Source organism: Hyphomicrobium sp. (assembly GCF_047600905.1).
Taxonomy (GTDB): Bacteria; Pseudomonadota; Alphaproteobacteria; order Rhizobiales; family Hyphomicrobiaceae; genus Hyphomicrobium_B.
The window spans coordinates 3,648,348-3,670,271 of sequence record NZ_JASGKD010000001.1; the positions used below are offsets into that span (position 1 = coordinate 3,648,348).

Annotated in this window: 17 protein-coding genes and 1 pseudogene; 9 read left to right on the forward strand and 9 right to left on the reverse strand. The window is 59.4% G+C overall.

The features are described 5' to 3' along the window. Positions 1–35 precede the first annotated feature (35 nt). Entirely contained in the window at positions 36–1,247 is a 1,212-nt protein-coding gene (locus QM780_RS17475; RefSeq protein ID WP_415071707.1) for a glycosyltransferase, read from the forward strand. Positions 1,248–1,272: 25 nt separating this feature from the next. Here QM780_RS17475 and QM780_RS17480 read toward each other — a convergent pair whose 3' ends face one another. Further along, on the reverse strand, positions 1,273–6,081 hold the full coding sequence (locus tag QM780_RS17480; protein ID WP_415071708.1) for a lectin-like domain-containing protein: 4,809 nt from the start codon (positions 6,079–6,081) through the stop codon (positions 1,273–1,275). Positions 6,082–6,465: 384 nt separating this feature from the next. Between QM780_RS17480 and QM780_RS17485 the strand changes: the two genes are divergently transcribed. The 4 genes from QM780_RS17485 to QM780_RS17500 all read left to right on the forward strand — a co-directional run bounded on the left by QM780_RS17485 (position 6,466) and on the right by QM780_RS17500 (position 10,908). Beyond that, positions 6,466–7,140, forward strand: a complete 675-nt coding sequence (locus tag QM780_RS17485) for a toxin-activating lysine-acyltransferase (protein ID WP_415071709.1) — start codon at positions 6,466–6,468, stop codon at positions 7,138–7,140. Positions 7,141–7,252: 112 nt separating this feature from the next. Next, entirely contained in the window at positions 7,253–7,765 is a 513-nt protein-coding gene (locus tag QM780_RS17490) for a hypothetical protein (RefSeq protein ID WP_415071710.1), read from the forward strand. A gap of 94 nt (positions 7,766–7,859) precedes the next feature. Next, complete coding sequence (locus tag QM780_RS17495; protein ID WP_415071711.1) at positions 7,860–9,599, forward strand: type I secretion system permease/ATPase; 1,740 nt, start codon at positions 7,860–7,862, stop codon at positions 9,597–9,599. After that, positions 9,583–10,908 (forward strand): HlyD family type I secretion periplasmic adaptor subunit, encoded by a 1,326-nt coding sequence (locus tag QM780_RS17500; RefSeq protein ID WP_415071712.1) that lies wholly within the window; start codon positions 9,583–9,585, stop codon positions 10,906–10,908. The genes QM780_RS17495 and QM780_RS17500 overlap by 17 nt, the downstream gene beginning before the upstream one ends. Positions 10,909–10,957: 49 nt before the next feature. Here QM780_RS17500 and QM780_RS17505 read toward each other — a convergent pair whose 3' ends face one another. From QM780_RS17505 to QM780_RS17525, 5 genes and pseudogenes are all read right to left on the reverse strand, one after another. Further along, on the reverse strand, positions 10,958–11,257 hold the full coding sequence (locus tag QM780_RS17505) for a hypothetical protein (RefSeq protein ID WP_415071713.1): 300 nt from the start codon (positions 11,255–11,257) through the stop codon (positions 10,958–10,960). Positions 11,258–11,265: 8 nt separating this feature from the next. After that, positions 11,266–13,689, reverse strand: a complete 2,424-nt coding sequence (lon, locus tag QM780_RS17510) for an endopeptidase La (RefSeq protein WP_415071714.1) — start codon at positions 13,687–13,689, stop codon at positions 11,266–11,268. Between the two features lie 10 nt (positions 13,690–13,699). Further along, positions 13,700–14,111: pseudogene (locus QM780_RS17515) on the reverse strand (Hsp20/alpha crystallin family protein). Positions 14,112–14,266: 155 nt separating this feature from the next. Continuing rightward, positions 14,267–14,665 carry a translational machinery protein gene (locus tag QM780_RS17520; protein WP_415071715.1) on the reverse strand — a complete coding sequence of 133 codons (399 nt, stop codon included), beginning with the start codon at positions 14,663–14,665 and terminating at the stop codon, positions 14,267–14,269. Positions 14,666–14,753: 88 nt separating this feature from the next. Then, a complete protein-coding gene (locus QM780_RS17525) occupies positions 14,754–15,599 on the reverse strand; it encodes a hypothetical protein (RefSeq protein ID WP_415071716.1) in 846 nt (281 codons plus the stop codon). Here QM780_RS17525 and QM780_RS17530 point away from each other — a divergent pair. From QM780_RS17530 to QM780_RS17545, 4 genes are all read left to right on the forward strand, one after another. Further along, positions 15,589–15,861 (forward strand): hypothetical protein, encoded by a 273-nt coding sequence (locus QM780_RS17530; protein WP_415071717.1) that lies wholly within the window; start codon positions 15,589–15,591, stop codon positions 15,859–15,861. The two genes, QM780_RS17525 and QM780_RS17530, sit on opposite strands and share 11 nt — an antisense overlap. An 80-nt stretch (positions 15,862–15,941) precedes the next feature. Continuing rightward, entirely contained in the window at positions 15,942–16,205 is a 264-nt protein-coding gene (locus tag QM780_RS17535; protein ID WP_415071718.1) for a hypothetical protein, read from the forward strand. Between the two features lie 125 nt (positions 16,206–16,330). Continuing rightward, positions 16,331–16,468: a hypothetical protein gene (locus QM780_RS17540; protein WP_415071719.1), complete on the forward strand. Its 138-nt coding sequence runs from the start codon at positions 16,331–16,333 to the stop codon at positions 16,466–16,468. Positions 16,469–16,553: 85 nt separating this feature from the next. Next, complete coding sequence (locus QM780_RS17545; protein WP_415071720.1) at positions 16,554–17,024, forward strand: CreA family protein; 471 nt, start codon at positions 16,554–16,556, stop codon at positions 17,022–17,024. A gap of 14 nt (positions 17,025–17,038) precedes the next feature. Here QM780_RS17545 and QM780_RS17550 read toward each other — a convergent pair whose 3' ends face one another. The 3 genes from QM780_RS17550 to QM780_RS17560 all read right to left on the reverse strand — a co-directional run bounded on the left by QM780_RS17550 (position 17,039) and on the right by QM780_RS17560 (position 21,426). Next, positions 17,039–17,362, reverse strand: coding sequence for a hypothetical protein (locus QM780_RS17550; protein ID WP_415071721.1), 324 nt, complete (start codon positions 17,360–17,362; stop codon positions 17,039–17,041). Beyond that, positions 17,359–19,665, reverse strand: coding sequence for an FdhF/YdeP family oxidoreductase (locus QM780_RS17555; protein WP_415071722.1), 2,307 nt, complete (start codon positions 19,663–19,665; stop codon positions 17,359–17,361). Before QM780_RS17555 ends, QM780_RS17550 begins: the two co-directional genes overlap by 4 nt. Positions 19,666–19,857: 192 nt before the next feature. Then, on the reverse strand, positions 19,858–21,426 hold the full coding sequence (locus QM780_RS17560) for a glucan biosynthesis protein (protein WP_415071723.1): 1,569 nt from the start codon (positions 21,424–21,426) through the stop codon (positions 19,858–19,860). Positions 21,427–21,924: the final 498 nt, after the last annotated feature.

A 21,924-nucleotide genomic window follows, 5' to 3' on the forward strand; every position in this document is an offset into this window, starting at 1 on the left:
TCGTGCCGCCGACAAACGAGATGCAAGACGAACCGATGGACGAGATTTCGGTTGTCGAAATTCCGATGGCTCTGAAGCTGCGTTGGTTGCGGCGACGATGGACGCTCGGTCATCTCTGGTATCGATCGCGCCTTCCTTTGCGGCGGCGGCGATGGTGGCGAGGCAGAAGCCAGCTTGCGAAGATTTATAGGAAGGCATCCGACGCCCGGCTGTCCGAAGGGCATGCCGTTGTTCTTGGAGACTTCTCGGGCAGGACGGGGATCTCGCGCGGCGCAATCTACGATCTGGCGAAAATTCGCGAGCGCCATGCCAGCGTGAACGCGATCGATATCAGCGACTATCTCTCGGGGAAAAAGGCGGTCGCCGAACTTCGAGAGCCGGTCGAAAATCTTTATCTGCTGTGTCAGCCGGATGTTTACGAGCATGTTCTAGGCTTGGCGACGCCGGATGCCATCAAAAGCTCCTATCGCGTGGGGCGATGGGTTTGGGAGACCGCCGAGCTCCCCGCAGGATGGAGTTTTGCGGGCGATATCGTACACGAAGTCTGGGCACCGTCCGATTTCTGCGGTTCGGTTTTTTCGCGAACCTTGTCGCTGCCGGTGCACGTGGTGCCCCATGCGGTCACAGCGCCGTCTCCGTCTTCGACCGACATGCGGGCTCGTCTCGGGATCTCCGATAGCGCGTTTCTCGGGCTTGCGATCATGGACATCAGGTCATGCCCGGAGCGAAAAAACCCCTGGGCGCACGTTTTAGCCTGGCAATCGGCATTCGGCAGCGACGACAATGCCGTTCTGGTTATGAAGGTTCGTGCGAGTAAGCGTACCGCTATCGTGCTTGAAGAACTCAACGACCTGATGGCAGGCAGCAAGAACATCAAACTTATTACCGATCATTTGGCGGACGAAGAGCTAAGCTCCCTGCAGAGATCGTGTGACGTTTTCTTGTCTCTGCACCGGTCCGAGGGCTACGGACTGAACGTCCATGAAGCGCTGCTTTGCGGCCGACCGACACTTGCGACGGACTGGTCGGCAAATCATGAATATGGGCCAGAGTTTCCGAATTATCGCGGCATTCGATATCGGCTCATGCCCTATCGTGATTGGACGAACCACTACGAGAACGGCAATTTCAAGTGGGCGGACCCCGACATCTTGCATGCCGCGGCCGAGCTTAGAGCGACGCGAAATTCATCAATGGCCGAGGGGAGACGAACCGCGCGCGTCCTTGCGGGAACGTCGCGCGGCTGAGCAATACGCAGAGTAAGCGAGGTTTCTAGGCAATCGGCGCGATCAGCGAGTGCGACGTGTCTTCGAACGTAGCTGTCAGCGAATTGATGTGAACCTGCTGAAGATTGTGCGCGCCACCGGTTCCGCCTGTGAATCCGAGATAGGCATATTCCGATCCGTTCTCATATTGAGCGACAATGTCCTGTGTGAGGATGGCTTTCTGAACCCCATCGAACCAGTACGTCATCGTATGGGTCTCGGCATCCCAGCTGACGAGAACATTGTGCCACTGGCCGTCGGTGACGTTGCCGTTGCCGAGCGTTTGCTGATCGCTGACACGGCCGAGCGCCAGCGGCGAACTGGTGTTGAAGAAGTTGGTATGATCTCCGGCGATATCTCCGGTCGAGGTATTTTGGTAGGTGTCGAAGGCGATGCCGAAGCCGTTCGAGATCCCGACCGCACCATAGCTTCCGCCGGATCCGCCGAGGGCATTGGCGCCATTGGGATCATTCTGGAGCACGAATGCCATGCCATCGGCGCCCTTGGAGTTGTTGCCCAAGTAGAGATCAAATGAGATCTGGAAGTCGTAGGAAAGGTCGACCCGCTGGTTGAGCATCACCGAGCCGGCCTGGCTGGATGAATTGGGGGTCAGCACAAAGGAATGATGCGTGCTGTCGTAGCTCGCCGATCCGTTGACGACCGCCTGATCCGAAAGCGCGATCGGATCCTGGATGTTGGCATAGTTCTTACTGACGCCGTCGAAGTAGGCGTCAACGGCATTGACGCGAACCTGCTGCAGGTCGTGGGCGCCGCCCGTTGCGCCGGTGAAGCCGGCGTAGGCTGTCGTCTGGCCGCCGAGGTATTTGGTGACGATGTCGCCAGTGAGCGTTCCGCCGAGTTTTCCGTCAACCCAATACTGCAAAACCTGGGCTTGCGCGTCCCAGGTTATGCCGACCTGATGCCAGCCGCCATCGACGATATTGCCGAGGTTGGTCGGGTTGGTGAGGCGGCTTCCAGGCGTCGCATCGGTGTCGAAGATGTCGGTGTGATTATAATTGGGGTCCTTGTAGGAGACGTTCCGGTAAGTGTCGAATTCGATGGCAAGGCCGTTCTGGATTCCCATCGCGCCGAGGCCGCCGCCGCCATTGCCGACAGCGTTGACGCCATTGGGATCATTCTGGAGCACGAAGGCCATGCCGTCGGTTGCCTGACCCGGACCGAAGTAGATGCTGAAGGCAAGATTGAAATCGTGGATCAGATCGATCTTGTCGTTTAGGAACGCGCTTCCCGCTTGTCCCGAGGCATCGGGCGTCAACGTAAGAGTGTGTTGCGCATCCTGGTAGTTCGCCGAACCGTTCAAGGTCACGTGCTGGCTGATCGAAGTGACGTCGAAGATGCTGCCGTCGTGGGCGCGGCCGGGTGCTAAACTCTGCTCCAATGTTGCGGTGAGAGAATTGATATGGACCTGTTGGAGGTTGGAAGAACCGCCGGTTCCGCCCGTGAAACCCAGATAGGCGTATTGCGACCCGTTCTCGTATTTGGCGATGATGTCCTGGGTCAGAGTGGCTTTCTGAACGCCATCGAACCAATAGGTCATGGTGTGACTCGAAGCGTCCCAGCTGACGAGGACGTTGTGCCATTGGCCGTCCGTGACGTTACCATTGCCGAGCGTTAGCTGGTCGCTGATGCGGCCGAGCGCCAGCGGCGAGCTGGTGTTGAAGAAGTTCGTGTGGTCGACGGCCACGTCGCCGGTGGAGATGTTCTGGAACGTGTCGAAGGCAATGCCCAAACCGTTCGAAATGCCGACGGCACCGTAGTTTCCTCCGCTTCCCCCGAGTGCGTCGGCGCCATTGGGGTCATTTTGGAGCACGAAGGCCATGCCATCGGCGCCTTTGGAGTTTTTACCGAGATAAAGATCGAAGGAGATCTGGAAGTCATAGGTAAGGTCGACGCGCTGGTCGAGCATTACGGAGCCGGCTTGGCCGGACGCATTGGGTGTCAGCACGAAATTATGATGAGAACTGTCATAGCTCGCAGAGCCGTTGAGCACGGCACGGTTTGCGAGAGCAATCGGATCCTGGATATTGGCGTAATTCTTACTGACATTGTCGAAATACGCATCGACCGCCGTGACGCGGACCTGCTGCAAATCGTGAGCGGTGCCGGTTGCGGCGGTGAATCCGGCGTAGGCTGTCGTCTGGCCGCCGAGATATTTAGTGACGATATCGCCGGTGAGCGTTCCGCCCAGTTTGCCGTCAACCCAGTACTGCAGGACATGGGCTTCAGAATCCCATGTGACGCTGACCTGGTGCCAGCCGCCATCGACGATGTTGCCAAGGTTGGTCGGGTTTGAGAGACGACTTCCGGGCGTGGCGTCGGTGTCGAAGATGTCGGTGTGATAGTAGTTCGGATCGTTATAGGAGACGTTCCTGAACGTGTCGAACTCGATGGCGAGGCCGTTTTGAATCCCCATTGCACCGAGACCGCCGCCGCCATTGCCGACAGCGTTGACACCGTTCGGATCATTCTGGAGCACAAAGGCCATGCCGTCGGCCGCTTGACCCGGTCCAAAATAGATGTTGAACGAGATATTGAAGTCGTGCGTGAGGTCGATCTTGTCGTTGAAGAAGGCACTTCCCGCTTGCCCCTGCGCGTCAGGGGTTAGAACCAGAGTGTGATAGGCATCGCTAGAATTCGCAGCCCCGTTCAACGTCAAATGTTGGGTGACGGTCGCGACGTCGAAAATACTGCCGTCGCTTTCGTGGGGTGTCCACGGCGGGGCGCCGACTTCATAGGTCGCCGATATGGACTCGAAGCGGACCTGATGAATTGCGCCGACTACGCTCGAAGCACCGGTGATGCCGAAATATGCATAATTCGATCCGCCAAACAGGCTCGCAAACTGTGCGGCCGTGAGCTGGAGTGAGCCGATCTCGACGCCATCGTAGGAGTACGCGAGCGTCTGCGTCGCGGCATTCCACGAGACATTGACTGAATGCCATTGGCTGTCGTCTAGGTTCGTGAGCTCGGTCTGGTCGGTGAGCCGGTATGTGCCGGCGGTCGGATCAGTGGCGACGATGTCGGAGTGGGGGGCGGCAATGTCACCGAGCGAGGCGTTCTGATAGGTGTCGAATTCGATCGCGAGACCGTTACGAATTCCTTCTGACCCGAGCGCGGAACCGTCGTTTCCGATAGCGGCATTTCCAAACGCATCGTTGTGTAGAACGAAGGACATGCCGTCCGAGCCTGCGCTCAACAGGATGCTGAACGACAAGTCGAAATCATGTGTAAGATCGATCCGCTTGTCGCTCATCACCGAGCCCGTTTGGCCGGTGTTGTCGGTATTCAAGGTGTAAACGTCACTGCCGAAGGCGTGGGAGGCCGTGCCGTTGAGCATGAGATTGGTGCCGGCAATGCTCGGCGCGGTCGTATCAACTCCGAATTGGCTGATTTTAATCGATGCGGCGATTGACGGCGTACCATTGGTATTGCTGGCGAACAGCATCCAATAGCCGTTGGTGAGGGCGTTGACGTTCGAGGGAAGCGTGATTTGAATCGTGTGAGAGTCAATGAGCGTGAAATCGAGATCGAACGATCTTTCTTCAGCATCGACGGAGTGCGTGACGGTGCCAAACTTAATGAGCTCGAGCTTCTGGATCACGTCCGCGTTGTCGACGGTGATCGTGAACGTCTCGCCCTGCTGAAGCGTTTGCGGAGCGTCGGTTATGACGGGCCGATCCGTGCGCAGACTGCCGTCGGGGTTGAGAAGATAGGAAGGCGTATAAATTTCAGCGTTGAGGTTTGTCAGTGGACCCGGCGCGCCGCCACCAGCCGAGAGCACGGTGCCGTCGGCAAGAAGCATCGTGGTCGAGTGATAGAAGCGGCCGACGGCGGCATTTGCGTCGTTGGTCCATTCGCCCGTTGTCGGGTTCCAGATCATCGCGTTGTTGGTTTCGGTCGCAACGTTGCCGGCCCCGCTTGGGCCGAGGCCGTCGCTGCCGCCCGTCAGAAGAACCGTGCCATCGGCGAGGGTGGTCAAATTCGACCACGCGCGGTTCGAGCCGACTGATCCCACCTGCGTAAATGTGGGGGTGGCGCCGCTGATATCCATGACCCAAGCTTTGCCCGTCTCGTCGATTGTCAGGACTTTGTCCTGCGCGAACATTACGGCGGGGTCGTATTGATTGGATTCGAACGGTGTGTGCCCGAGATTGGTGATCGAGCCGTTGCCGTCGGTGGAGATTGAAAACAGGGTTCCGGCATTGGCGCCTTCCGTGCGCGCTGAGAAGCCGACAATCTCACCGCTGCTCGCCAGCCACGCACGGGGATAAAACCAGTTGTCAGCGATATCCGCGCTCGCGGCGCCCGGCATCGTCTGCCAGCCGACGCCGCTCGTGTAAATTTCCGGAGTGGCGACGCCCTTGTAATCGCCGTCGATGCCGCCCATCAGGAAAATTCTACCGTCGGCGAGCGTGATAGTCGTCGCATACCAGCGCGAATAATGAAGCGTCGCCGAGGTGTCCTGAACCATTTGGTTGGTTTGGTAGTCATACATTTGAACGTAGGGAACACCGGCGTTCAGATGTCCTTCGGTGCTGGCATCACCTCCGGCAATGACGATCTTATCGGTGATGGGATCAATCACACAGCAAGAACAAAAGATATTTGTGGCCTGCGTGTAGTTGAGGGTCGTGTGTACTCCGGTTGTCGGATCCCAAACGTCGTAGAGCATATGACTGCCCTGTTGACCCTGCTGATCGGTGCCGAAGGTCAGGATTTTTCCGTCTGGCGTCATGACGGAGTGAAGGGCGACGATAGGCCAAGGTTGAACTGCACTCCAGCTGCCAGAACTCATCGTCGACTTCCCGGGTTGGTGGAAAAAACGAACGTGTTGCAATTCGAGTGCCGCGAATTTTGGCTCTCGATGCGCACATGCCGATCGCTTTTTCGGGATTTCGTTTCGTTTTGAAACACTCGGAAATTATTGCGCAACTCGCTATCTAGCGGCTCGCACGCACGACTTGAACGGGGGCTGCGGAATTGATTGATTTTTAAGTTAAGTGGATCTTTCTCCGACCGCGTGTGTCGGAATTTTAAATTAACTTCAAAATGAATTGATCGTTGAGCCGACTCTCGACCGGTCTATTTCTTGAATACTCGGGGGTGAAGCATTGGTCTGATCGGGCCGTGCAAATTGGATCCGCCGGTTCGCTCAACCGGCCGCAGCCGGAGAATAACGATGCTCGCGAACGAAATTGAACACGGCGGCGGAGCAAAGATCGCGAACCTGCCGCGTCAGAATTTTCAAGGTCCGCCGCAAAGCAGGCGGGTCGTCATCAACCAATCGATGACGTTGGCGCAGATCGTCACGCTGATGCTTCGCTCGCAAAATCACAGGCACTTCAGTCTTGCGGACCTCGAATGGATGGTTCTGCCGGCGTTGAATCTTGGACAAGTTGCGATGGCGGAGTCGAAGCCGGATCAGACCGGAACACGGCAGCCGTTGTCGGCTGTGCTGTGGGCTTCGGTTTCCGCCGATGTCGATAGGCGGCTTACTTCCAATCTCGATGCTCCCATTCGGCTTCGTCCGGACGAGTGGCGGTCGGGGGATAATCTTTGGATCGCCGACATGATCGGCGACATGAGCACCGGTCATGCGCTCGTAAAGAACATACTTGAGACCATTTTCTCCGGTCGCGCCGTCAAAGTGCGTTCGATGGACGGCAACGGAAAGCGCGTTGTTCTGGAACTTTCGGCATCATCGGTTTCGGTCGTCACGACGGCCACAGCCGAGACGTGTGGTCAGTCGGGCTCCTGCCCGCCGACAGGGATGCTCTGTGCATCTTGTGTCACGACTGGTTGTTCGGGACGCTGCCGACAGGGCAAGGGCGTGGCCAGCGCGGCCGACCACTGATGGGTCTGCAAGTGCGGGTCATCGACTGCTTTGGCCGTCGCGCATAGGAGCTTTCGCCGTGTCGTACATCGAATGTCAACGAGCATTGCCAGCCATTTCATGGCGAAGCTCCTTGACCGAGTGTGCGCTCAGCATCGGCAGTCAGCTTTCCGCACATGCGCTTTGCATTGCGACGGCGTTCTCGAATGTGGTTGTCGGCGGCTTGGCAATCGCCACGGGACACAATCCATGGACGTCATTTCTAATTGGTACGACGATCTATTCAGCGTCGCTCGGGATTCGGGCTTTATTCAATCCGCATGCGTGCTTGCCAAGCCTCAAGACTATCTTGTTAGGACTTGCGCTCGGCGTCGCCGCAACCGCCGGTCTCGACAGGGCGGGACTTTACGATCACCGCCAAGAGCTGGCGAACTGGTATTCCGAACTATCGGACGCCGATCGCAAGGAAGTCCGGCTGAAGGTCCGTCGATGGATGGACGAGCAGAGTGTCGCCCAGCAGGCGGCTTTGACTGAGACTGCTCAGGTGATGGGATATGCGTTTGCCGAAGACTACGTCATCCTCAATTACTGCTCGCCATCGAACAAGGAATTGGCGGCTATCTGGAAAGGCTCCGGGCGGGGATAATGCCTGCGGATGGGTACGCGGTTGTCCCAAATTGAATTTCTGACCGCGGCATGGCGCTTGCTCCTATCTCAATCAGATTGGGAGCGTGCAGCAAATGAACGAAAGAACAGCGGATCCCCTGACGTCAAAGAAATCGCTAGGCTTGGCGCGAGCCGTTTGGTCGTCGTGCCGGTTTGCGGTCGTCGCGGTCGTGCTTATCAGCATGGTGATGAACATCCTCATTTTGACGGGGCCGTTCTACATGCTGCAAATCTATGATCGCGTGCTTCCGGCGCACAGTCTTGCGACGCTTGTGGCCTTCAGCGTGCTGGCGCTCATTCTTTTCGTGGCGCACGGGTTCCTCGATCTCACCAGAACGCGGCTGATGGCACGTCTCGCAAGCGTGCTCGACATGAAGTTCGCCGACGCGGCATTCGATCGGAGTACCGGGCACAGCACCGCTGATGCATCCGCCTACGCATTGCGGGATCTCGGCGTCGTCCGGCAGTTTTTGAGTGGCCCGGGGGCGACCGGACTTCTCGATACGCCGTGGCTACCGATTTACATGGGGCTGATCTTCCTGCTGCATCCGCTGATCGGCTGGGTGGCGATCGGAAGCGCCACGGTGTTTCTGCTGATCGCGGTGCTGAATGAATGGGCGGCTCGAAATCCCGGGCGGCTGGGTGAGATCTACGGCCGCAAGGAGGAGCAATTCGTTTCCGACGTGCGCGCAAACATCGACACCGTCGGCGGCATGGGAATGATTCCCGATCTGCGCCGCCGTTGGAACATCGCGCACGCACATACGATCGAGACGACGCAGGGTGGAAGCGATCTCAATTCATCTTTCGCGGTGATGTCGCGGAATTTGCGGCTGATCGCGCAGAGCGCCATTCTTGGTCTCGGCGCCTATCTCACCATGCAGGGCGAGCTTTCAAGCGGTGCGTTGATTGCCTCGTCGATCATTTTCTCGCGAGCGTTGTCTCCCGTCGATCAGGCCGTCGCGCATTGGCGCAGCATTCTGGCGGCACGTCAAAGCTGGAAGAGGCTTGGTCTCGTCGCAGAGACTCGTCACGACGCAGCCGATCGCACCGAATTGCGACCTCCGAGTCGCTCACTTTCGGTCGCTAATGTCGGTGTGGCGACGCAGGATCGCAAAAAGCTAATCCTTCCCAATGTGTCGTTCCGGTTGGAAGCAGGCGAGTGTCTTGCGGTGATCGGCGCGAGCGGAGCTGGAAAATCGTCGCTGCTGCGCGCCTTGATCGGCTCGATGCCGACGGCAACGGGTGAAATCCGGATCGACGGCGCGACGTTGGATCAATGGAACGCCAACGCGCGCGCCAAGCACATCGGATATCTCGCCCAGGACGTTCAACTGCTCGACGGAACCATCCGGCAAAATATCTCCCGCTTCCAGCCCGACGTTTCGTCCGAGGACGTGATTTCGGCAGCCGAGATGGCCGGAGTGCACGACTTCATCCTGTCGCTTCCCGACGGATACGATACGCTCGTCGGCTCGGGTGGAATGACGCTGTCGGCCGGTCAGAAGCAGCGGATCGGCTTGGCGCGCGCCGTGTTCGGACGTCCATTTCTCATTATCCTAGATGAACCAAACGCGCATCTCGACCGGCAGGGCGAAGATGCGCTTGGTCTGGTCTTGCGTCAGTTGCGCACTGCCGGCTGCATCGTGATTGTCGCCGCGCATCGGTCGGCCATTCTGTCCGAGGTCAATAAGATGCTTCTGCTCGAAAGCGGACAGCCGAGCCATTTTGGAAGCAAGGATGAAATCCTCGCCCATCTGGCTGCGAGCGCTAGAAAGCAACAGGAGAGGGCTCTGCATGTCGTTAGCGCATAATCTCGACGCGGCCGTCAGGAGCCTCAACCGACACGCCGCTGCGGGTGCCGTCGGCGCGGTTTTGCTCGTTGCTGCGACGGCGAGTTGGGCATCGTTCGCCACGATCCAGGATGCGGTGATGGCTCCGGGCACGGTTGCCGTCAATTCGCAGAAGAAGAAAGTTCAGCATCTCGACGGCGGCATCGTCGCGGCGATTAACGTTGCGGATGGCTCGCACGTCGAAGCCGGCGATGTGCTGTTCCGGCTGGACGGAAAGCAGCTGACGGCCGACATGGGCACGGTGCGGCGGCGGATATTCGAGCTTGCCGCCAAGCGATGGCGATTGCAGTCGGAGCGCGACGGTCTTCAAAAGCCAGCCGCCTGGGTTCCGCCGTTCTCGACCGACGAGAACAGCGGCGAAGGCGCAGATCTCAAAGCCATCGTCGATGGGCAGCGGCAACTCTTCGAGACCAAGCTCGACGTGCTGAAGCAGAGAAAGCTGCAGCTCAAGGAGCAGATCGATCAGCTGCAGCAGCAGGTCATCGGCTTGTCGTACGTCGAGGATTCCCGAAATAAGCAACTTGATATCGCGCGCGACGAAATGGGCAAGCTCTCGGATCTTGCCAAGAATGGGCTGGTTCCATTGACGCGATGGGGGCCGATCCAGCGCGAAGAAGTCGGCCTCGTCGGGCAGGTCGGTCAGGCGCATGCCGAAAAGGCGAGAGCAAAGGGGCAGATTGCCGAACTCGAATTGAAGCTCATCGAGCTCGATCAGGATTATCGTAAGGAAGCTCTCGAGGATTTGCAGGCTGTCGAGGGAGAACTCAGCCAGCTCGCCGAAAAGCGGACGGCCATCGAAACCAAATTGCAGCGCCTTGACGTTCGCGCGCCAGTTTCCGGGCGGATCCACGAACTTGCCGTCCACACTGTCGGCGGCGTGGTCGCGGCGGGCGACACGCTGGCCTATGTCATTCCCGACAACGACAAACTCGTGGTCGATGCGCTCGTGCAGCCGAAGGATATCGATCGCGTGCACGACGGCTCACCGGCGCGCATTCGCTTCACATCCTTCGATCGCACGACGACGCCTGAGCTTAACGGCGAGGTCATGTGGGTTTCGCCCGATCAGGAACTGGTCGGTGAATACAAGCGTCCGGTCTTCCGGGTGCGAATTGGGCTTGCGCCGGAGGAACTGGCGCGGGTAGCAGAAGCCAAAATCGGGCCTGGCATGGAAGCTGAGGTCATGCTGACCGGCAAGGAGCGCACGGCGCTGGGCTTCATCATGAAGCCGATGGCCGACCAGCTGCATAGCGCCTTCCGCGAACGGTGAGCCTCAAGAGGCGCGTTTTCCTGGAAGGCGATTGCCGTCGCGGGAGCGCTTATTGTTGCGGCTGTGAGTCATTGTCCTGATCGTCGGGATCGCGATCGTCATCCTGCTGTTTGGGCGGCGGCATCTTTGGGCCGGCCTCCAAAACGTAAGCGCTGCAACCTTTTTCGAAGTCGCGCGTGCGGCCAATGCAAAGGTAGGGGTCGTGAGCGTCCTGGTCTTGCGCCCACTTGTACCCGGCTTTCATTTCCGGACAGCCGTCGAAGCAATTCTGGCCATGGAAATCTTCACAATGGGCGCCTTGCGCGCTGAGAAGATAGAGGGCGGGAATAAAGACAAGACTTTTCCGCATCGCTTTTCCTAGGCGCTGGCTTTGGTTGAAGCGGTTTCGTTGGCACCGGCTTCAAGCGCGGCGGCGACAGCATCGTCGACGCGTTCAAGCCAGATGAACTCGAGCCGGTCGCGGGCATCCTGCGGAATATCGTCGTAGTCGCGCCGATTGCGCGCGGGCAACATCACACGGGTGACGCCTGCAGCAGCGGCTGCCACGACCTTCTCCTTGATGCCGCCTACCGGGAGCACCAGACCACGAAGGGAAATCTCACCCGTCATCGCCGTGTCGTTGCGGATGGTTCGGTTGGTCAGCAGCGAGACGAGGGCCATAAACATTGCGACGCCCGCGCTAGGGCCGTCCTTCGGCGTCGCTCCGGCCGGAACGTGAACGTGAATATCGTTTCGTTCAAAGATTGCGGGATCGATACCGAGTGAGGCGGCGCGACTTTTCACGAGCGTCATTGCGGCTTGCGCGCTTTCGCGCATGACGTCACCGAGCTGTCCGGTCAGGATCAGACCGCCTTTGCCGGGGGCGCGGCTTGCCTCGATGAAGAGAATGTCGCCGCCGACGGGCGTCCATGCGAGGCCGGTTGCGACGCCCGGCACACTTGTCCGCATGGCGACTTCGTTTTCAAAGCGCGGCTGGCCGAGAACGGCAGTGATATCACCGACGCCGATGTGGACGTGCGTCGCGCTACCATCGGCGATTTGGACGGCGGCGTGGCGGAACACCTGCCCGATGTCGCGCTCCAGATTGCGGACACCGGCTTCGCGGGTGTAGCCGCGGATAATGGCCGCGATGGCATTATCGTCGATGTCGACCTGCTCTGGTTTCAGGCCGTTGGCGTCGAGCTGGCGCTTGACGAGATACCGGCGGGCAATCTGCACCTTCTCCGTCTCAGTGTAGCCGGCGAGGCTGATGATCTCCATGCGGTCGCGCAACGGGCCAGGAATGGTGTCGAGCATGTTGGCGGTCGCGATGAAGACGACGCGGCTCAGATCGAATGGCACGGCTAGATAGTTATCGCGGAAGGTGCTGTTCTGCTCGGGGTCCAAGACTTCGAGCATGGCGGCGGAGGGATCGCCCTGGATGCCGCGGCCCATCTTGTCGATCTCGTCGAGCATCATCACGCAGTTTCGGGCACCGGCTTTCTTTATGCCCTGGATGATGTTGCCGGGCAGCGCGCCGACATAGGTGCGGCGGTGACCGCGAATTTCGGCTTCATCGTGGACGCCGCCAAGGCTGACACGGACAAATGGCCTGCTCATCGCGCGCGCGATCGATTGGCCGAGCGAAGTCTTGCCGACGCCCGGAGGTCCGACGAAGCAGAGGATCGGTGCCTTGCCGTTGGGTGCCAGCTTGCGAACGGAGAGATATTCGATAATGCGGGTCTTGATCTTCTCGAGGCCGAAGTGATCCTGATCGAGGATGCGCCGAGCTTCGGCGATATCGATCGGCTTCTCCTCCGAAAGGCTCCATGGCAGCTCGATCAGCCAATCGAGATAGGTGCGGATCATGCCTGCTTCGCCGGAGGCTTCGGGCATACGCTGATAGCGCGCAAGTTCTTTTTTGGCCTGGCTCTCGACTTCCGGCGGCATCTTCGCTTTCGCGATCGCTTCCGTGAGTTCGGCGACCTCCTGGGTCTTGCCGTCGCCTTCGCCAAGCTGGCGCTGGATGGCGGCCATTTGCTCGCGCAAGACCGCTTCGCGCTGGCGTTCGTCGAACGCGGCTTTGGTCTGACGGCCAATTTCGGCAGTCAGACGCATGACCTCAATGCGTTGCGCCAGAAGTGCCGAGACACGTTCGATCCGCGTCATCAGATCGACGGTTTCGAGGATCGACTGCTTTTCCTCAGGAGCTATATCCATGTAGCCGGCGGCAAGGTCGGCGAGGGCCGCGGGCGATGTGACGTTCTGGATCGTCGCGATGAGTTCCGGTGGTGCTTGCGGAAGCAGTTCGGCCGCTTCGAGCGCCTGGGCCTGCAAGTTGCGAAAGCGCGCTTCGATTTCGGTCGAGCGGGTTTCTGGCTCAGGAATGTGGACGACGCGGGCGACTGGGAATGGCGTTCCCGGCAGGAAGTCGAGAATGCGAATGCGTTGCACGCCTTGCACGACAATATGATGGCTGCCGTCGGGCGCCGCGATGTAGCGCACGATATTTGCCAAGGTGCCGATGCGATGGAGATCATCCGGGCCCGGGTCGTTGTTGTCTGCGTCGCGCTGAAGGAGGATGCCGATCTGCCGTTCTTCACGAACAGCCTGCTGGACCGCGGCGATGGACTTGGCGCGTCCGATCGTGATCGGCAGAATGAGGCCCGGAAAGAGAACCATCCGCCTGACGGGGACGAGAATGAGTGCGTCGGACGGAAGGGCGATGTTTGGTGTGGCGCCCTGGCTCGCGGGAGCGGAGCCTTCGGGCTTCGGCGCATTTGTGTCACCAAGTGTCATCATTGGGGATTCCTCAACCGGCCTTGGTCAGCGAGAAAACGAGGCAGCCGTTTTGCACGAACTGACGAACGGCATACCGTCCAGCCGGCAGTTGCAGTCGGCGTTCGAACCGTCCTTGCGGCAGTTCGAGACGGTGGATGATGGCGTCGCGAAGTTCGCGCGGGAGAACGCGACGGCCGGAGACGATAAGGACGCCGTTTTCGATCGAGGCTGAGACGTTATCGGGGTCGACGCCCGGCAGGGCGACGAAAACGAGAATTTCCCGCTCCGTTTCCAATACGTCGATCGGTGGTTCCCAAGACGGCTGCTCGTTGGCTGCGCCGGACGAGCGAAGCTGAAAGAACTGACGATGCATCCGCTCGGCGCGGGCCAGGGACTTCGACAGCTTCCGATAACATCCAACTCATCGGGTCTCTGTTCGCCATGGCCAGCCGTTCCCTTGCCGATCGCGTCTCGCGTTAGTCGTTTGCCGAGCAAATCTAATGAGCCTCAGGGGGTATCGCCAGCGGAGGTTTGTCAAATAATGACGACTCCGGGCGAATACGAGCGCTCCAAGGGAAATGCCCGGAGTTCGGTGTGATCAGTTCACGCGCGGCGGTTCTTGGTGATCGTCTTTGAAGAATTTACGTGCGAGCGCGAGAATCTCGCCGTCGGTGGGATGATCGAGCGGCTCGACAGCCTTGATCTTGGATTTGAGCGCGGGAGCGTGGCGGCCGATATGTTCCATCAACACCGTCTTTTCGCCAGCTGGGCCGGTAATGAGGATGGCGCCGGCGTCGGCCACGGCATCGGTAACGTTCTTTAGAAATTCCTGATCCTCGGGCGCGTGTCCGCTACCGATCGAATTTGCCTTGTGATGGATATGGCGGACCGGATCTTTCGGGTGAACGGTGATCTTGTCGGAATCGGACGCATTGAAGTGAAAGACGCGGGCTTCGTGGTGGTCGATCCAAACGACAGCGTGGAAATGGCCTGACATAAATTCTCCCATTGAACCAGTGCGCGTCAGATGGCGCCGACACGTTTTACCTATCGGTCGTGGTAGCCGTTTGCGATTTGTCAAAATCTTACGGCGCCGCAGCGTCTGCGGGCTTGGCAGTCTCGGTCTTTGTGGACGTACTCTTTTTCTTTTTGGTTTTCTTCTTGGTTTTGGCGTCGGCGGTAACGGTAGTTTTCTTTGTCCCGGATTTTGTTTCGGCGGACGCCGATTTCTTTTTCTTTTTTGGCGTTGGCGTACCGGCGGCAGGTGTTGCGGCGGCGCTAGAGGAGGCGGATGCTGCCGCCGGCGAAGCGTCGGTTGCCTTGGACTTCTTGCCCTTCTTCTTTTTCTTCTTCGGAGTTTGGCCGTCAGTCGCCTGCGCGGGGACGGACTTGTCCGTCTTTGAGACCTCTTCAGGCTTCTTGGCATCGTCGGCCGGTGCTGCTCCCGCAACGGCGGCTGATTTCTTGGCTTTCTTCTTATGCTTCGTTGTCTTGCCCTTGGACGGCGATTGGTCTGGGGCGTTGGCGCTCACGGATTTCTTGTCGCCTTGAGCAGCGTCCGTTACCGGTGCGCTCGCTTCGGCCACGGATTTCGACTTCTTCTTTTTTGAGGTCTTTTGCTTCTTTGCGGGTTTGGCGTCGGCGTCCTTGGGGTCACCGGGATCGGTGCTCGCGACTTCGCTGCCCTTCTTCTTCGGAGCAGCCGACTTTGCGGCGTTGTGGCGCTCGACGTCCTCTTTGGTGATTTCGCCGTCCTCGACGAGAGCTACGAGGCAGGGTGTCGACAGGTCTTCTCCGACTTTGCGCATACATTGGCGCAATTCTTCGCTGCCGACCGCATATTGGCTGCAATGTTGGAAGTAGTCGTCGCGGCAGGCGCTTTTGACCTTGTCGCTGACCGCGAAGGCACTGGAAGCAAAAATGAGCGACAACGCGACGGCCGCGCCAGCGGCGACACTGCCGCGCACCCATTTTAGCCGCCGACCAACGTTTATTCGGATCGTCATGGAGACCATGATCCACAAACTGTTTTTCGGCGCCGACATTAAAGCCTTCGCCGCCCGGCGCAAACGCGACGACGTTTCCCGGCAAAAATATGGTTATCGTCTAAAGGGTTGCAAGGTCGCGGCGGGGCGTTCGAGGGTTCACCGCTGGTTCATGCCGTGTGGCGCTCTATCCGGCTCAGCTGGTTAAAAATACTTGGCATTGAAACGAATGTCGTGGCATTGGCAGACCAGATTATCACCGTCCGGTGGGCTGTCGGGAAGGACGCAATGACGAAAAGTGGAATGGTTCTGAAAATCGTGGTGGCGGCGGGCGCCATGGGCCTCGCTTGGTCGCCGGCGTTCGCGTATTCGCAGAAAGTCAAGGATGCCTGCTCGGCCGATTACGGAAGCTTGTGTGCCAAATATAAGCAGGGAAGCAGCGAGCTTCGCCGGTGCTTCGAGAGCAATCGTCGCGTGCTTTCGACCGAATGCGTGCAGGCGCTGGTGGACGCGGGTGAAGTGCCCGCTCGCTATTTGAGAGAGCGCAAGTAGCTTTGACATGCTCGTCGAAGGTCTGATCTTCGATCCACAGATTAAAGTCTGCGTATCTGTCGACTACGGTCGCGCAGCGCCATGATTTAGTTTAGCCTTTGACCCGCCTAGCAATGGAGGGGGAAATGGGCTTGCTGGATCTGCTGCGGCTGCAAAAGGCGGAAGCGGAAGAACGGCTTCACAATCCGGAAATGACGAGCGAGATGCGTGAGGTCGATCAGACCTACCTTGCGGAGCTTGAGCGTCTGATCGCCGCGAGCTGATCAGTCGGTCCGCGCCTTCTTGCGCGAGACGCCGTCGATATCCACGTTCTCCTTGCTCGGCGACTGGCCGGGGAGGAGACCGAGGATGAAGACCATCTGGTTGGCAGTGGCGACGGGGCTTTCGATGCTCTGCGCTTCCGGAGCCAAGGCCGACGATATCGCCTGCATCAGCACGACTTTCCGACTGATCGGCGCAAACGACAAAGTCTGCATCAGCGCGTTCGACGATCCGAAAGTTCCCGGCGTTGCCTGCCACATCAGCCAGGCGCGAACCGGCGGCATCAAGGGAACGTTTGGGCTGGCGGAAGATCCGTCGCGGTTTTCGATCGCCTGCCGCCAGATCGGGCCGATCACGACGGACATTTCGAAGCTTTCCGATGAAGAGAAGGTCTATTCGGAAAGCACGTCGCTGTTCTTCAAGCACACGCACATCTTCCGGACCGTCGACAGGAAGCGCAACACGCTGGTCTATGTCGCCATCAGCGATAGGGTGATCGAGGGCTCGCCATACAACGCGATCTCGACGGTTCCGATCATGCCGTGGGCAGGACATTAGACGGGGAGCGCGATTTATCGCGCGGCGGTGGCGCGCGAGACGAGTTGCTCACCCTTATCCGTCGGCGCAAACTGTGTGCGTTGCGAGCGTTCGTTCCGGCTTATGATGCGCAACAGTCCGAGTTCGGGACTTGAAAGTGCCGTGACCTCGCGAAGTGTCAAAGCGTGCTCGACGCCGAGCCGCAATGAAAAAGCACGGCTATCGTCGGCGATACCGAAATGGAGCGCGGCCAGAATCGCGGCTCCAATCGGTGAGAGGTCCGGTGCTACGAAACGGATCGCCGAGACGGCTTCGAGGAACTGATCCTCGGTGATTTCGTCTGCTGATGGCTCGCTCATGCAGCTCGGGCTTGCTCTGCCAGACGGAACGACACGAGGACCGATTTCGATGTCGGCGTGTCGCTGAGTTCTCCAGCAGTCGAGATCGGCACCAGCACATTAAGCTCAGGATAATAGCCGGCGACCGAGCCACGGGGTAACTCGTAGGGGACGACGCGGAAGCTTTCGGCGACGCGTTCGACGCCGTCTTCGTGCAATCCGATGATGTCGACACGATCTCCGGCATTGGCGCCGATCTCGGTGAGATCGTCAGGATTGACGAACACGATCCGCCGTTCGCCGTAAATGCCGCGATAGCGATCATCGAGGCCGTAGACCGTAGTGTTATACTGATCGTGCGAGCGGAACGTCTGCAACACGAAGGTGCCGTGCTCGCCCAGAGCGCGCTGGTGTTCGGTCAAGGCCGGAAGCTCGCAGTCCGAGAACGTCGCTTTGCCGGCGCGGGTCGTCCAGATGCGTTCCGACGGACCGTTGGGTAAGCGAAAACCGCGGGGCTTGCGGACGCGCTCGTTGAAGTTATGGAAGCCCGAAATGGTTCGCTCGATCAGATCGCGGATGCGATCGTAGTGGTGAGCGAGACCGCGCCAATCGACGATCTGCGAGCCGACGGTCGCTTCGGCGATGCCGGCGATGATACCGATTTCGGAGCGTAGCTCGGGGGACGCGGGGCGGTTGATGCCGCCCGAGCCATGCACCATGCTCATCGAATCTTCGACCGTTACGATCTGGGCGATGCCGTCGGAATTGCGGTCGATCTCGGTACGGCCGAGGCACGGCAGGACGTAGCTCACCTCACCAGGAAGAAGATGGGAATGGTTGAGCTTCGTTGCGATGTTGACGGTCAGCTTCTGGTTCATCAAAGCCTTGGCGATCAACGGGCTGTCGGGTGTGGCGCGGGCGAAGTTACCGCCGAGCCCAATGAACGCCTGAGCCGTTCCGTCGAGCATCGCGCCGATGGCAGCGAGAACATTGTGGCCGTGACGGCGCGGCATCGGTACGCGGAATTCCTTTTCGAGCGCGTCGAGAAAAGCGTCGGAGGGCTTCTCGTTGATGCCGACTGTGCGGTCGCCTTGAACATTGGAGTGGCCGCGAACGGGGCAGAGGCCGGTGCCTGGGCGGCCGACGTTGCCGCGTAGAAATAGGAAGTTGGAGATTTCCCGGATCGTCTGGACGGAATGGCGGTGTTGCGTGACGCCCATCGCCCAGGTGCAAATCGTGCGGTTGGATTCGATGTAGATTTTTGCGAGGTCTTCGAGCTGCTCGCGCGACATGCCCGACTGGTTTTCGATGTGCTCCCAACTCGTGGCGTCGACCGCGGCTCGGTAGGCGTCGAAGCCAGTCGTATGCTGTTTCAGGAAAGCGCGATCGAGAAGGGAAGCGCGGCCAGAGGCGATGGCCGCGTCGTCGGCTGCCAACACCGCTTTGGCGATGCCGCGGATGGCCGCCATGTCGCCGCCGAGGCGAACCTGAAAATATTCGTTGGCGATCGCGGTGCTGCCGCCCGTGATCATTTCGAGCTTGTCTTGCGGATCGGCGAAGCGTTCGAGGCCCTTCTCGCGCACGGGGTTGAAGACGGCAATCTTGGCGCCGCGCTTCGCGGCACGACGCAGGTCTCCGAGCATGCGCGGATGGTTGGTGCCAGGGTTCTGGCCGATGACGAAAATGGCGTCGGCTTTCTCAAAGTCTTCGAGCAGGACGGAGCCCTTGCCAATGCCGATGGCCTGCTCAAGGGCGACGCCGCTTGCCTCGTGGCACATGTTCGAGCAGTCGGGAAAATTGTTGGTGCCGTAAAGGCGAACGAAGAGCTGATAGATGTAGGCGGCTTCGTTGGAAGCGCGGCCGGAGGTGTAGAACTCGGCGCGATCGGGACTATCGAGGCTCCGCAGGACTTGGCCGATTTCGGAAAAGGCTTCGTCCCATGTCACCTGAACGTAGCGGTCGGTCGAGGCCTCGTAGCGCATCGGATGCGTGAGGCGACCCGCACGCTCGACTTCGTAATCCGTCCAGGTGCGCAGTTCGCTGACAGTATGAGTTTTGAAAAAGTCAGGGTGGACGCGTTTGTCAGTCGATTCCCAGGCGACGGCTTTGACGCCGTTCTCACAGAACTCAAAGGACGAACCATGCTCCGGATCGCCCCAGGCGCAGCCCGGGCAGTCGAAGCCGTCGGGCTGGTTGGCCTTGAGCATCGTGACGGCGCCCGATAGCGGTGCGCCGCTCGCCAGCAGCTTTTTTCCGCAACTGCGCAGTGCGCCCCAGCCGCCCGCAGCCTTCGATTTCTTGCCAATAAATTCGGGTTTGCCCATCGCACATTTTCCAAAATAGTCGCCGCCGCCCGGCTCCTATTGTGCATGTGCGAAATAAACTTGAGCTGCAACGCACACCGGAGGAATAACCGTTATGCGCAAACGGTATATCCGGAGTGTTTTCAGTGTTTTAGCGGGCTTTGGGCGAGCCGCGTGGCGGACGCGCCGTCGCCTGCGTCGTTCTGCGCCACGTCAGGGGAAGACCTGATAGATCCAAGTCTCGCTCAGGGCCTGATCGCCTTTGGCGAGATAAGCGCGGAGATCGGCGGGCTGGCCGTTGAGATCGCCGAGGTCGAACATCATGCGCCAACGGTTGGTGCCGACGACCGGGAACGCTTCAATGCCGCTCAAAGTGCCGTTGCTGGTGGTGACGACGGTTTTGGTGCCGCCGTAACGCGTTTCATCGTCAAGAACCTTGCCCTCGACGTCGATCATGAATTTCTTCCAGTCCGGCTTCACATGGCGGAGGTCAAGATCGCGGCCACCGAGGCCGCCGATGCCAATCCGCGTCGCGACGATCCGGGCGACGTCTCCCGCGGGCGGCGAATCGATGCCCCAGAACAGGCGATAGCGGGCATTGATCACCGAGCCGGCGACCACAGGCTCGGCCGGCGTCCAGAACGCGACCATATTGTCTTCGGTTTCGTTGGTCGTGGGCAGCTGGACAAGATTGACGGCGCCCTTTCCCCAATTGGCCATGGGCTCAACCCACATGCTGGGCCGCCGGTCGTAGAACAGGCTGTCGTCCTGATAATTTTCGAAATTGCGGTCGCGCTGGATCAGGCCGAAGCCCTTCGGATTCTCGTCGACAAAGCTATTGGTCACGATGCGAGGCGGATTGGAAAGCGGACGCCAGATGCGCTCGCCGCGGCCTGTCCACATCGACAGGCCGTCGCAGTCGTGGACTTCGGGGCGCCAGTCACCGCGGAAACGGCCGGAATTCTCGCCGTACCAGAACATGCCTGTCAGCGGGGCGATGCCAAGAAGGTCGACGGCGGCGCGGAAATAAAGCTCGCATTCGATGTCCTGCAGAGCGCCGCCCTGGCCGCCTTCGATGCGCCGGCTGTCCATACGATAGGCGCCGGTAACGCTTTGGCTTTCGAGCAGCGCATAGATGTTCATGCCGTTGCCGTTCGGCTCGAGCCAGAAGCTGGAAAAGCGCGGAAATTCTTCGGGCTTGCCGGTGTTGAGCGCCAGCCCGCGCGCCGAGCCACCATACTGATCCCTGGGGTCGGAGGCCCGGAAATACGATGCGCCGAGGTAAGCGAGCCAATCGCTGACGCCGCCGCGGCTCATCAAGCGAAAGCCAGCGAAGCCGGCGTTTCTCAAAGTGCGCAGCGGGTGGTTGGCTGGCATGTTGAAGTAGTCGGGACTGTAGATGACTTCGCGCGCCACGCCGTTCTCGAGAACGTAGATGCGAACGGGCTCCGCATAGAAGCGGCCCTGCGGAAAGAGGCGGACAGTCTGGGCGCCGGGGATGCCGTGCCACAGTTCCATCTCAGGCTTGTAGACGGCTTGCGCGAAGGTATCGAACGTCATGCCGCGTAGGGGATCGTTGGCGTCGGGTTGCGGCGGCGGCGTGTAGGGAGATTGAGAGAGCGTCTTGGCCTGCTGCTTCAGGGCATCGAACGAAAACGGCTGCGGTGGACCAAGGTTTACCGCTCCGATCGCGGCGTCGCTTTTCGCCGACGTGGACCATCCCGACACGGTGGTCGTGAGCGCGCCGGCCAGAACGTGTCGACGGTCGATCAATAAAGCCATGATTTCCAGAGACCAATGATTGGGAATGGGTATGCGTGTTGGAGGGCTTATATCGGTCCGCAGGCTGTTATTTCAACTTCGATGGATGAGCTGGGCCTTTGGCGCTTCCGAGCCCATTCGTCATGCGGAATTGGTCTTGTTGGCCGCCTTTCGATGGCAAGCTTGGGGTCGAGGCAGGGAGTTAGTTTGGCGATATTGCGGCTAGGGGCGACAAAGCCACGTCAACAGTGCTTTGTCGACTTACACATTTGCAATCGTTTCCAGCGGCCAATGGCTCATTGCAAGGGCTGTGGTGGGACTGGGCGCTGCCGGAGACGAACGGCCGCAAGTGTCGGGGCGACCAAGGCGCACTCGGTGAATCCGGCTTTTATCGTGCTTAGACTGGCAAACCCGATAACAGCGTTAATTCCCGGCTAAGCCCTGTTTCGGAGTGCGGCACTTCGGGGGGGCAAAGGCGCAATTTCGTTCATCCGGCGGTCATGTTCGTTAGAAATGTTA

Coding starts and splice junctions, on each gene's coding strand:
- QM780_RS17475 (WP_415071707.1), top strand. CDS start 36: ATGGACGAGATTTCGGTTGTCGAAATTCCGATGGCTCTGAAGCTGCGT.
- QM780_RS17480 (WP_415071708.1), bottom strand. CDS start 6,081: ATGAGTTCTGGCAGCTGGAGTGCAGTTCAACCTTGGCCTATCGTCGCC.
- QM780_RS17485 (WP_415071709.1), top strand. CDS start 6,466: ATGCTCGCGAACGAAATTGAACACGGCGGCGGAGCAAAGATCGCGAAC.
- QM780_RS17495 (WP_415071711.1), top strand. CDS start 7,860: ATGAACGAAAGAACAGCGGATCCCCTGACGTCAAAGAAATCGCTAGGC.
- QM780_RS17500 (WP_415071712.1), top strand. CDS start 9,583: ATGTCGTTAGCGCATAATCTCGACGCGGCCGTCAGGAGCCTCAACCGA.
- QM780_RS17505 (WP_415071713.1), bottom strand. CDS start 11,257: ATGCGGAAAAGTCTTGTCTTTATTCCCGCCCTCTATCTTCTCAGCGCG.
- lon (WP_415071714.1), bottom strand. CDS start 13,689: ATGATGACACTTGGTGACACAAATGCGCCGAAGCCCGAAGGCTCCGCT.
- QM780_RS17520 (WP_415071715.1), bottom strand. CDS start 14,665: ATGTCAGGCCATTTCCACGCTGTCGTTTGGATCGACCACCACGAAGCC.
- QM780_RS17530 (WP_415071717.1), top strand. CDS start 15,589: ATGAGCGACAACGCGACGGCCGCGCCAGCGGCGACACTGCCGCGCACC.
- QM780_RS17535 (WP_415071718.1), top strand. CDS start 15,942: ATGACGAAAAGTGGAATGGTTCTGAAAATCGTGGTGGCGGCGGGCGCC.
- QM780_RS17540 (WP_415071719.1), top strand. CDS start 16,331: ATGGGCTTGCTGGATCTGCTGCGGCTGCAAAAGGCGGAAGCGGAAGAA.
- QM780_RS17545 (WP_415071720.1), top strand. CDS start 16,554: ATGAAGACCATCTGGTTGGCAGTGGCGACGGGGCTTTCGATGCTCTGC.
- QM780_RS17550 (WP_415071721.1), bottom strand. CDS start 17,362: ATGAGCGAGCCATCAGCAGACGAAATCACCGAGGATCAGTTCCTCGAA.
- QM780_RS17555 (WP_415071722.1), bottom strand. CDS start 19,665: ATGGGCAAACCCGAATTTATTGGCAAGAAATCGAAGGCTGCGGGCGGC.
- QM780_RS17560 (WP_415071723.1), bottom strand. CDS start 21,426: ATGGCTTTATTGATCGACCGTCGACACGTTCTGGCCGGCGCGCTCACG.